Raw genomic sequence first — 11,553 nt, 5'->3', positions numbered from 1 at the left:
AGCGTCTTTTTGACCTCAAGCTGTTTCGGTTTTATATTTTTTATACTCCGCAAGATATTGTTTACCTAATTTTTCTTTTTCAGCATCTGCCAAGATTTTTCCAGCTTGCTGGAAAAATTTATGTTCCTCTTCTTTTAAATGATGATGTACCTTTTCACTTAATTGTTTAGCAGTTGCCAGCCAGCTTGGATTACTCATATCTGTTTCTTCAAGTGTCTCAACTAATTCATCCATTTCATGATGTTCAGCCAAGGCATGACGTGTAATGTCCAACCCGACATCATCAAACATCAGTGGAATATATAAATAACGATCTTCAGCAACTGAGTGTGCATAGAGTTCATTTTTCAACAAATCAAAAAGCTCTTTTCGCTCCTCACTATGTCCGCTGGTTTCAACTAATTTTTTTGCAAGTGAACGTTGCTTATCATGACTTTCTCGTAGTGCTTCAAATATATTCATTCTTCACCTCTAAAATTGGCTAACAACCACAATACGAGACATATCTCGATACTGTGGAACTTGGCTAGAATCTCATCTTAGAAAGTGTGCGTTTTTTAGACAGCATCATTTAAGTATGTTTTTGTTGTCAAACTTTATCTTTTGAGTCAAACCGCAACAATAATCTGATATCCCAAACGGCAAATTAAGATACTCACTAAAATCAAAAATAAGATACGAATAAAACCACTACCATATTTTAACGCCAAACGAACACCGAGTAATGAACCCGCAATATTGGCAACCGCCATCATCAAACCCAATGTAAACAACACATGACCTGTGGGGACAAAAAAGCTGAGTGCAGCGAGATTGGTCATAAAATTGCCAATCTTCGACAAGGCTGAAGCATGTAAAAAATCAACTTGTAGAAAGCGAATGAAAAAGAAAATAAAGAAGCTACCCGTCCCTGGGCCAAAGATACCGTCATAGAAACCAATTGCTAAGCTTCCGATCGCAGCGAACATAAGCAGCTTCGGTGTAATCCGCTGATCGACATGCACTTGCCCAAATTGCTTTTTCATCAAAGTATAGACTGCGATCACAATCAACATGATCAAAACAAAGGGTCTTAGAATATGTGTCGGAATCATTGAGACACATGCCGCTCCTGCAAACGAGCTGACAAATGCAAAAATTGCTATCACCAACAATAGTGGCCATTTCAATTTTACTCGTCGTACAAATGAAAAAGCAGCTGAAGCAGTGCCACAAATCGAAGCGAGTTTATTGGTTCCAAAAATCGTGGCTGGTGCGGTTTGAGGTAGTGCCCCCATCAATGCAGGAATTTGAATCAATCCACCACCACCAACGGCAGCATCAATCGTCCCCGCACAAAAAGCAAAGAAGACTAAGCTGAGAATGAGTTCCCATTCCATGGAGCAAGACCTTATAAGTTGAGTAAGCGTTTTGGTACAAGACGTTTTTTATCAGTGATTTCAGCTAAACCTAAACAACGCTCTCCATCAAAAACTAACACCTCAGCTACAGCCTCATGATCAATATTGCTTTCTTGACCATTACCAAAATATTTTTCACGTCCTTCTGGTAATTGAACACGTGGAAAATGTTCTACAGGTGCATACACTGGAAGCAATAATGCATCCCGTTGTTCTTGTGACAAACTTTCTAAATACTCAATGGTATAGTCTGGATTAATTTCAAAATGACCCGTCTGAGTACGATGCAAATACGTCAAATGACCACCGCAACCCAAAGCTTCACCTATATCCTCTCCAAGTACACGGATATAAGTCCCTTTTGAACAGGTCACATCTAAAGTTAAACTATCTTCGTTAAAACTCACCAAAGTTAGATCATAAATCGTGACAGGACGCGCTGCTCGTTCAATCTCAATGCCCTAGCGTGCCAACTCATATAAAGGGCGGCCTTCTCGTTTCAATGCAGAATACATCGGAGGCACTTGCTGAATATCACCACGAAATTGAGCTAAAACCTGTTCTATACTTTCACGAGTCAAAAGCGGAACAGTTCGTTGCTGAAGAACTTCGCCTTCGATATCTCCAGTCGTTGTGGTTTGTCCAAGCTTTACCGTCGTTTGATAACGTTTGGTTGAATCCAATAAATAATGAGAAAATTTGGTTGCTTCCCCTAAACAAATCGGCAATAAACCTGTTGCTAATGGATCTAAAGCACCTGTATGTCCTGCTTTTTGTGCATTAAAAAGTCGACGTACTTTTTGCAATGCTCCATTTGAACTCATCCCTATTGGCTTATTTAAAAGAAATACACCACTCAAATGACGATAAGCACTTTTTTTCATAAATAAAAAGTCGAAATACAAAGATACATTTTATCAAAACTATTCATTAATTTTTTAAAAATAACTGTTCAAAAAAAAATCAATCATGCTAGACTCCTTTCGCTTTCGAAAACAAAAGAAAAATGGATGCGGTTTTATGAATAAGAAAGGAAACAAAACGATCATCTACGCTGGACTCATACTCAGTTCCATTTTATGTATCGTTGTTATTTATTGGTTCTATCCGAAGTCCGAAAACTATTCAGGAAATATAACATCGTCTTCTGAAAATCAATCTAGTCAACACGTTCAGCAACTCAATTCACACAATAATTTAGCCCAAACATTACTTGGATTTCAAAGCTCAAGCCAGACAGACACAGAAACCAATTGTCAGTTGCAATTTAATGCCTCAAAAACATTAATCATAAATGAACAAACCCGAAACTGTTTCGAATATTTCCTATCACAGTATGGAGAAAGAAATATCACAGAAATTCGCAAGAATTTTCAACTTTATTTAGAACATCATTTTCAATCAGCACAACAACAGCAAATCTTAGCACTTTGGTCTCGTTATTTAGATTACCGCGAAGCACTGAGCCAACTACAAATACATGAAACAGCGAAGGAAAACTATCGCTATTTCCAAGCAGCTTTTCACACCATACAAGATCTAAAACAACGCTTCTTTTCTACCACAGAAATAGAGGGGTTATTCGGCACAGAAGATGAATATCAACAATACACTCTAGATCATATGCAAATTTTAGAGAATAACTCGCTAGATACGTCAACTAAAGCCAAATTACTCCAAGAGCGTTTTGAACAACTTCCTCAGGACTGGCAAGAAAATATTAAAGATTTATCTAGATTAGAAGATTTGCGTGCATTAACAGCACAAATTAAAGCCCGCAATGGTTCACCACAAGAATTACGTGATATGCGTCTTCATTTAGTTGGCGAAGCAGCAACACAACGCCTAGAACAACTTGATCAACAAAGATCAGTATGGAAGCAACAAGTACAATCCTATTTAGAAGAACGTAAAACCATCATCGATAGCAATATGAGTGCGTCTGCCAAGACTCAAGCAATTCAACGGCTCAAACAACAACAATTCAAATCCACACAAGAACAACAACGCCTACAAACTTATGAAACGATCTATGATCAAGGAGGGACACTACCATTTAGTTATTAAAAAACAAGCACAAGACATTGAAAGATCATCAAAGGACAACGATGCAATGTCGAATTCAAATAAATCATTAAAGACCCAATTTAGGAATTTTAAAAGAGAATAAAATGCAAAATTTAATTCGTTATCTTGCTTTAACTGTAATGACCATCGGTATCTCAACAAGCTATGCTTCAAATGCGACCCAAGTCAAAAGCAGCTTTGTTATTTCAGACTATGCAAAAACCAAATATCCCATTGTTTTTGTCCATGGTGTCGCGGGCTTTTCCCGTGTAGGTAGTGACCCGATGGGGGTCGATTATTGGCATCAGATCTTACCCAATATTGCAAGAAATGGCGGCAATGTTTGGGCTGCCCGTTTATCCCCATTTAACTCAAATGAAGTTCGTGGTGAGCAACTCTTACAGCAAACTGAAGAGATTTTAGCGATTACAGGCCAATCCAAAGTGAACTTTATCGCTCATAGCCAAGGCGGACCAACTTCCCGCTATGTTGCAGCGATGCTTCCTGAAAGTGTAGCGTCTATAACCAGTGTGAGTGGCACTCATAAAGGCTCACCTGTTGCTAGTCTTTTAATGAAAAGTTCGGGAACCATGTTTGGTGATGCGAGTATTGCCTTGACTAATTTCTTCTCAGCGGCGACTGTTTGGGCCCAAGGACTTGATCCCCAAAGCTACCCTCATGATGCTGAGGCGGCTGGACAAAGTATTTCTGTGGAAGGTTCAGAAAAGTTCAATGCTCAATATCCAATGGGCGTTCCAACGACTGCTTGTGGAGAAGGTAGCTATAAAGAACAAGGAATTTACATGTATTCCTTTTCTGGCGTTCAAGCCGCGACCAATATTCTTGATCCACTTGACCCAATATTTATCGGTGGCAGTCTGATTGTTGGTCCTAGAGGGGATAATGATGGTATGGTCAGTCGCTGTAGTGCAAAATTCGGTCGTACTATACGCGATAATCTGCCATGGAACCACGCGGATGAAGTCAATCATGTAATGGGATTAAAAGCACTGTTTGCACCTGATCCAGTCGATATCTACCGTCAACATGCAAATCGCCTTAAGTTGCAAGGCTTATAAACTCAACATAAAAAAATGCGCCTCACGGCGCATTTTTTATGCTCTACAACAAAGTTAAAATTAACCTTGTTTACGAGCTGGTAACTTTTCACGAATACGTGCAGCTTTACCAGACAACTCGCGTAGGTAGTAAAGTTTAGCACGACGAACGTCACCACGACGTTTCACTTCGATTTTAGCAACGATTGGAGAGTGAGTTTGGAAAACACGCTCAACACCAACACCGCTAGAAATTTTACGAACTGTGAAAGCTGAGTTTAAACCACGATTTTTCTTCGCGATTACAACACCTTCAAATGCTTGAAGACGCTCACGATCACCCTCTTTTACTTTAACCTGAACAACAACTGTGTCACCAGGAGCAAAAGCAGGGATATCAGTTTTTAACTGTGCATTTTCAACAGCTTGAACTAAAGGATGTTTACCACTCATTGTGGAATCTCCAATATGTGCGGGAGAGAAGAGGTCTCTTACACCGCTGAGGATAGAGGCTAAAGCGCATATCTCTCGTTTAACTTTCCCTTTAAAGCAGAATGCCTTAAAGAGCCTATTTATACTTAAATAACTTTAAGTATCTAAACTTTTTAGCCATTTTTTTTGCTGTTTGGTCAGCTCAACTTTTTCCACCAATTCTGGTCGACGATCTAAAGTTCGCTGATAACGCTGCAAAAAACGCCATTTCTCAATATTGGCATGATGTCCTGATTTTAGTACTTCAGGGACATCCAAACCTTCGAAATGGTCTGGCTTTGTATATTGTGGACAATCCAATAAACCATCCACAAAAGAATCTTGAACTGCAGATTGTTCGTCAGACATAACATTCGGCAAACGACGAATAATACTATCCAACAACACCATCGCAGGTAATTCACCGCCCGATAAAACGTAATCTCCAATTGACCATTCTTGATCAACATAATGCTGGATTAAACGCTCATCAACACCCTCATAACGTCCACACAATACAATCAAACCATCATAATCAACGAATTGTTGTACTGCTTGTTCATTTAAGGTTTTGCCTTGTGGTGACATATACACCACTGGAGCATGAACACAGCCTGCTTGCGCTGCAAGTTGTTTAGCATGGGTAATTGCTTTCGCGAGTGGCTCAGCCATCATCACCATACCAGGACCACCACCGAACGGACGTTCATCCACTCGTCTATAGTTGCCCTCTGCAAAATCTCGAGGATTTATACAAGAGACTTGTACAATCTCTTTTTTTACAGCTCGACCGCTAATCCCGTACGCTGTAATCGCTGCAAACATTTCAGGAAATAATGTGATGACTGCAAAAAACACCGCAGACTCCTCTATTTTCCTGCTGCGCTACAACTCTATCAAGAGTTAGTAATCTACGCCCCAATTGACGTAAATGCGACCCGCTTCAAGATCAACACGTTGTACTACATCTTTATGCCAAGGAATCATTCGCTCTTCGGCATCAATACTGTCCGGTGTCGCTTTGACCACCATGACATCATTGGCACCCGTTTCAAAAAGCTCAAAGATTTGACCGAGATTAACTTCCTGTTCATCCTCACCAAGACCAAACACAGTTAAGCCTTTAAGATCAGACCAGTAGTACTCGTCCACATCCGCTTTAGGAAGCTGAGATTTAGCAATCCAGATATTGGCACCGACTAAGTTTTCTGCACCAGTGCGATCAATCACACCTTTGAGCGAAACTACCAAGCCTTTACCATGTGGTTTCCAACGTTTTACATCGATGGTTTGCCAACCTGCCTTGGTCTCAATGTACCAAGGAAGGTAGTCAAACATATTGCTCATAGGCTCAGTATTTGAGTAAACCCAGAGCCACCCATTCAGTCCATATGCTGAACGTAACTGTCCAATCTGAATACGATCTTCGGGTACATTCTGTGTTGCTGTCATGGGTTACCTACTACAAGCTTATGCAGTAGCTGCAGCTTTTTTAGCTTGAGCAGCTAAAGAAGCAACACGCTCAGAAGGTTGAGCACCTTGTGAAATCCAGTGTGCAAAACGGTCAGCATCTAAACGAACTTTTTCAGCTTTACCTTGTGCAGTTGGGTTAAAGAAACCAATACGCTCGATGAAACGACCATCACGTGCATTACGGCTATCAGTAACAACGATTTGATAGAATGGACGTTTTTTTGCACCACCGCGCGCTAAACGAATAACAACCATGAGAACAACCTTATAGTTTTTACGGATTATCCCTGCGCCGACCATCGACAGCATTTCAAACCCCTTTAATAGAGGGCGATATTCTACGTTAAATTTACACTGAATGAAAGATTAAATATTAAGTTATCCGCAGCTTTGAATTTAAATCGCTGAAATCTAAATTTATTACCACTCTTCTGAAGCTAAACCACAACTTTGATTGGTGATATTGGCTGGTGTTTTAGTCTTACATTTTAGACCAATACTGGTCATAAGTAAGGAGTAATTACGTGGATTTTGGCTTTCAGCCTTAAGTGACCAAGTCTGTGAATCAACCGTTAAAATCAAGGTAAATTTTTGCTTACCACTCGATGCATTTAAAGGTAAAAGCAACATTGTCTTGGTTGCATTATCCACATCTGCATAGGGTCCTTCATTGCGCACAGGATCTCTTAATATGAAGCCCTCATAACTGAAGTTACGCGTTCGATGTTGTTCTAATAATGCAGCAATTTTATGCATCTCTTGTTGAGCTGTTGATAAGTCTGCTTTACGAATATAAATGTCATAACTCGGGATAGCGATCACTGCTAGGATAGCAATGATCGCCACTGTGATCATCAGCTCAATCAGAGTAAAGCCAGATCGCCTATTCATTACTTTCATACCATTTTAGTGGCACAATTTGACGGCGCATGGTATTGATTGGAATTGAACCAGTAGCAGCCACATTACTTTGAATTAATGCACGTGACGGTGAACCACTTGTTCCACTACTTTGACCAGAACCAACATTGAGTGCCACAATCCCTTTACCTGCTACAAAATTATTAACTTGCCCTTTATTCGTTTGGAGCTCTTGCTCACATATGCCAAACGGTAAACAGTAACGATGCACTTTGGTTTCTCCACGTACTTGAACGGGACACGTTGGTGTTATGCCAGGATCATAAACACCAGCGTATAAATTTTTATTGATCACCGCCATTTCATTCAACACTTTTTTACCGTCAGCAAAGGCAACGAACCAACCATGTGGAATTAAATCCTTAACTTCCTCAATATTTTTACCTTCAGTATCTTCGAATGTAAGTGCTGCTTTTAATACGCCACCACTTTCTGTCTCTAACGCGAGCTTTATATTTTTAGTCTCAAGCCCACTCTCTGCTAGTGTATATAAATTTGTTTTGGTGACATCTTTATCAAAAATATTATAAATCGCTCCTGAACCTGGGTCACTTACAGGTAAACTACGATTCCCCGATGCAATACTCACTACTGCTAAAGGTTTCTCATATCCATACACACTAAAACTCGGTGCATCATAGAATCGTGGAATTGGTTTTGTAACATCACTTGGACGGACATTCAAAATTAGTGTTGCACGTTGTGCAAAATCGCCTGTAGCTGTATTCGCATTAATATCTACACGCCATACTTGCCCACCCAGATCACCAAAATATAAATGATCTGCCAATCCATCGCCATTTCGATCTGCAACATTAATACGGCTGACCACACTATATTTCATATCGGTGACATTTAAAGCATTTTCTGTTGCTGTATTTTTCGTGGTTGCGTTGGCACTTGCCCACCATAACAAATCACCATTATTGGCATCAAACATATAAACGCCAGCACCTTCTGAAAGACTAGGGTTATAATCTTTATCTTCATAACCCATATCATAGCCACCACCGACAAACATCACCTGTTTACGCTGGCCTTTCCAATTAATATAAGCAATGGTGGGTTTAGACCAACTTTGCCCCATACAACCTAGTGGATTTGAATTAGAGCAATCTCCTGTTGGATTGATATGGAATTTGATTTTCGGATTGTCTAAATCTGTAAGATCAAGTGCGTAATAGCTACGCCCACCCATTCGTAGTCCACCATATAGCACTTGTTTACCTTGTGGTTTATTTGTACCACGCTCAACCTGATCAACAGTGGCAATCACTTTACCGTCTTTCATCCCATAGACATATTCAGTATGCGCAGTCCAAGCACCATCAACACCATAAGACATATTGCGCCAACTTCCCTGACTCTGAGCTGTAAAAGCTTTTCTTTGCTCACTGTTTTCAAGCATTTCGTTAGGCACAAAGGCAAATTTTTCTTGGCCATCATCTGCATCGACCACATGCAACAAACCTTGGGTTGAACCAAATACAATATAATCATCACGGGCAATGCTGCCGTTACTATTAAACTTGGCAAATTGTGTGATTTTCAATGGTGTAGAATGAAGCGGCATTCCGATTTTCCAGAATGGTTCACTTGTGGCTAAACTCCCTCCTGTCGCTGTTTCAGCATCGACGTTATAGCCCAATAAATTCATCAAATAACCACCTTTGGTATCTTTTGCAGTAGCATCTATTGCGCAACGAGCTTCACTCGAATCATTCAAATAGTCAGATGTTACTTTTTTCAGGCTTTGACTTTCAGTAAACTTTCCATCTGCATCACAGTTTCGATTGATCCACAATGTTCGGGTAGACGTATCTGTTTTTGTTGGACGTAACGTTTTTAACTGATCGAGCATTCCTCCCTTAAATAAAGTAGAACCATCTGCCGCTTCGGCTGTGTTTGAGCTCCATTTGTCTTTCCAATCCACGGTACGAATAATATTGTCGCCAGTGCCTGTATTCGCTGCGGAATATCTTTTTAGATTTCCGCTCCAACTTTGGTGATCTGTTGGCTTAAAGATACTGTTATAAACATCATCACTGAGTTGATAAGGCGTTAATGGATCAGCAGGGATCGTTTGTAAACCCATAAATGGGTCTGACTCTGCGTCGACGATATGTTGACTAAAATCAATGATACTTTGTGCAATACCACCCGTACTGGCTTCAGTGTACCAACCACCTTTACCATCTTTACCCCAATGTACGAGATTTTCGACATCATCAGCAGGAAGAGATGTTGGTAAAACCACATTGACCAAATTTGTAAGACGACCTAGATCTAAAAGACCTAAGGTTACAGCGTCTACAAGTTCTAATACAGAAGTTAATAACATTTTTACAGCACCGAGCAAAGTATCAACAATACTTCCACTCGTACCTGCGCCAGAGACCGTATTACCATTTAACTGTACATAATGAAAATCTTTACCAATCCCCGCCACACCTGTTTTCAGTTCATACACGGGGGTGGTTGGTGTATTCAATAAAGCTTGTGAATAATTGGCAATACATTGCCATGTTGCCGTTGTTGAACCTCTAGTTGACCATCCAGCAGGTGAATTACTACAAAAATCCGCCAAATTATTACTTGGCGTTTGCCCAAGTGATTTTTGCATCACTCGTTGCACACCTAATGAATCTGCTGGAGCAATTTTTGGTATGCTCCCAGTTAAAACAAGAATTCCTTGAGCCTGACATTGTGATGTTGTTACGTTCGTTGAAGGTTTAGGTTTAATTGAGTCTGGTTTAATATAATGATCACTATTCTGAGTTCCATTTGTAGCATATTTATAGCCTGAGTAAATCGCATCCGAAGCATAATAGTAACGAATCACTCGTTTATCAGTATTTCCAGATAGCCAGCCAAAAATAGAACCAAGTAAATCTCCTAATAAACCATTACTTGGTGTAATCTGTTCTGTACGAATATGGCCTGTTGGAACAGGATATTCTTTCAAATCTTGCGACCAGCCACCTTTTTTTTCATATGAGTTACAATCATTGTCTGCCTGACGAGATAAACATTTGTAGGCCACATCAGATTTTCTAACAGGAACTTCAAATTCAGATAAACGTTCACCTGTCCCTCTCGTATTCGTCCCAAGCAGATATGCACCCGTTTCAGCATAAGTCGTTGCCAGTGGTGATTCTGGGTTTTCCAGTAATGCAGTGACTGTAGTACTCAACCCACCAATCAGATCAAGTATACTTTTTAATAAAGGTCCAATACTTCCAACCAAATCTACTGCATTTAACTTTAGCGTCACTGCATTTGAAACAATCTTAAGAATATTAACAACACTATTCAGCGTACTCGCCAAAGGATCAGAACTTGGTACTAAACTATCAATTGCAGTCTGTAAAGCCTGACGTTGTGCACTATCTTGCGTCATCGTTACACCATCAACCACATCACCTTTTTTATGTCCTAATTCTTGTGCAGGAACGACGATCATGCCTGTTTTTTGATTGACTACACCGTCTTTTTTGGCAGGAGAAATAGAAAGCCCAATAGTCGTTTTAGCAGGTAGTGCAGTAATCCCATTATTACCATTAAGTACATCACGTACCGCCATTTTGATGCGAGACAAACGACTATAACAACGATAACCCTCACCTAAACTCAAATTCACAGAAAGTATTGTATTACTACGTTCAGGCTCATCTACTTCCAGTTTAGAAAATGGAATACAACTAGCACGCATATAGTCCAAAGAACTTTGCAAACCTAATAAACTATTTCTTTGTGTTCCAGTTACTGTATCAACTGTTCCCAGCAAATCTAAAACCGATTTTGGAAAAACCACATCACAATATGCTTCATTTTTCTTTCCTTGAGTTGCAGGCGGCGCAAGTTTAACATCCACCACAGGTAAAGCACCCACAACCGCAAAAATCTGACCACTGATACATAATGGATAATCTTTCAATAAATCTAGTGCAGGTGAACCCATACCTTGTGAAGTATCCACCATCAACATAATGGTACTGTTGCCACCATCCGTCCCTTGACGATAAATTTCCACATCACTTGCATAGGCGGTGGGTGAAATGATCAACAAACATGCCAATGCTGAACCGACAAATACAGACCACTTTTCTTGTTTCTTTCTTGCAGCCATTTGTTTTTGTTGTTTCATTTTATTATTTTTCATG

Annotated in this window: 10 protein-coding genes and 1 pseudogene; 2 read left to right on the top strand and 9 right to left on the bottom strand. The window is 40.0% G+C overall.

Annotated elements, in window-relative coordinates; all coding sequences use genetic code 11:
• Nucleotides 1–15: 15 nt before the first annotated feature.
• The 3 genes and pseudogenes from DS737_RS01505 to truB all read right to left on the bottom strand — a co-directional run bounded on the left by DS737_RS01505 (nucleotide 16) and on the right by truB (nucleotide 2,284).
• Nucleotides 16–462: a hemerythrin domain-containing protein gene (locus DS737_RS01505; RefSeq protein ID WP_004641237.1), complete on the bottom strand. Its 447-nt coding sequence runs from the start codon at nucleotides 460–462 to the stop codon at nucleotides 16–18.
• 146 nt (nucleotides 463–608) lie between these two features.
• Nucleotides 609–1,379 carry a sulfite exporter TauE/SafE family protein gene (locus tag DS737_RS01500; protein WP_008941171.1) on the bottom strand — a complete coding sequence of 257 codons (771 nt, stop codon included), beginning with the start codon at nucleotides 1,377–1,379 and terminating at the stop codon, nucleotides 609–611.
• Between the two features lie 11 nt (nucleotides 1,380–1,390).
• Nucleotides 1,391–2,284 (bottom strand): annotated as a pseudogene (gene truB / locus DS737_RS01495) (tRNA pseudouridine(55) synthase TruB).
• Between the two features lie 136 nt (nucleotides 2,285–2,420).
• Here truB and DS737_RS01490 point away from each other — a divergent pair.
• Nucleotides 2,421–3,467 (top strand): lipase secretion chaperone, encoded by a 1,047-nt coding sequence (locus tag DS737_RS01490; RefSeq protein WP_113996610.1) that lies wholly within the window; start codon nucleotides 2,421–2,423, stop codon nucleotides 3,465–3,467.
• A gap of 104 nt (nucleotides 3,468–3,571) precedes the next feature.
• Entirely contained in the window at nucleotides 3,572–4,546 is a 975-nt protein-coding gene (locus tag DS737_RS01485) for an esterase/lipase family protein (RefSeq protein WP_113996609.1), read from the top strand.
• Between the two features lie 60 nt (nucleotides 4,547–4,606).
• Here the strand turns inward: DS737_RS01485 and rplS are convergent, their stop codons facing one another.
• From rplS to DS737_RS01455, 6 genes are all read right to left on the bottom strand, one after another.
• Entirely contained in the window at nucleotides 4,607–4,978 is a 372-nt protein-coding gene (gene rplS, locus DS737_RS01480; protein WP_004641247.1) for a 50S ribosomal protein L19, read from the bottom strand.
• Between the two features lie 135 nt (nucleotides 4,979–5,113).
• Nucleotides 5,114–5,854 (bottom strand): tRNA (guanosine(37)-N1)-methyltransferase TrmD, encoded by a 741-nt coding sequence (gene trmD / locus DS737_RS01475; protein ID WP_004641249.1) that lies wholly within the window; start codon nucleotides 5,852–5,854, stop codon nucleotides 5,114–5,116.
• 45 nt (nucleotides 5,855–5,899) lie between these two features.
• Nucleotides 5,900–6,448, bottom strand: a complete 549-nt coding sequence (rimM, locus tag DS737_RS01470) for a ribosome maturation factor RimM (RefSeq protein ID WP_004641251.1) — start codon at nucleotides 6,446–6,448, stop codon at nucleotides 5,900–5,902.
• An 18-nt stretch (nucleotides 6,449–6,466) separates the two neighbouring features.
• Complete coding sequence (gene rpsP, locus DS737_RS01465) at nucleotides 6,467–6,724, bottom strand: 30S ribosomal protein S16 (RefSeq protein WP_004641253.1); 258 nt, start codon at nucleotides 6,722–6,724, stop codon at nucleotides 6,467–6,469.
• A gap of 165 nt (nucleotides 6,725–6,889) precedes the next feature.
• The gene (locus DS737_RS01460; protein WP_113996608.1) at nucleotides 6,890–7,369 is read right to left on the bottom strand and encodes a type IV pilin protein; all 480 of its coding nucleotides are present in this window, start codon (nucleotides 7,367–7,369) and stop codon (nucleotides 6,890–6,892) included.
• Entirely contained in the window at nucleotides 7,353–11,552 is a 4,200-nt protein-coding gene (locus DS737_RS01455; protein WP_113996607.1) for a pilus assembly protein, read from the bottom strand. Before DS737_RS01455 ends, DS737_RS01460 begins: the two co-directional genes overlap by 17 nt.
• Nucleotide 11,553: the final 1 nt, after the last annotated feature.

This window comes from Acinetobacter haemolyticus (genome assembly GCF_003323815.1).
Taxonomy (GTDB): Bacteria; Pseudomonadota; Gammaproteobacteria; order Pseudomonadales; family Moraxellaceae; genus Acinetobacter; species Acinetobacter haemolyticus.
This window is presented reverse-complemented; position numbering and strand designations above follow the sequence as displayed.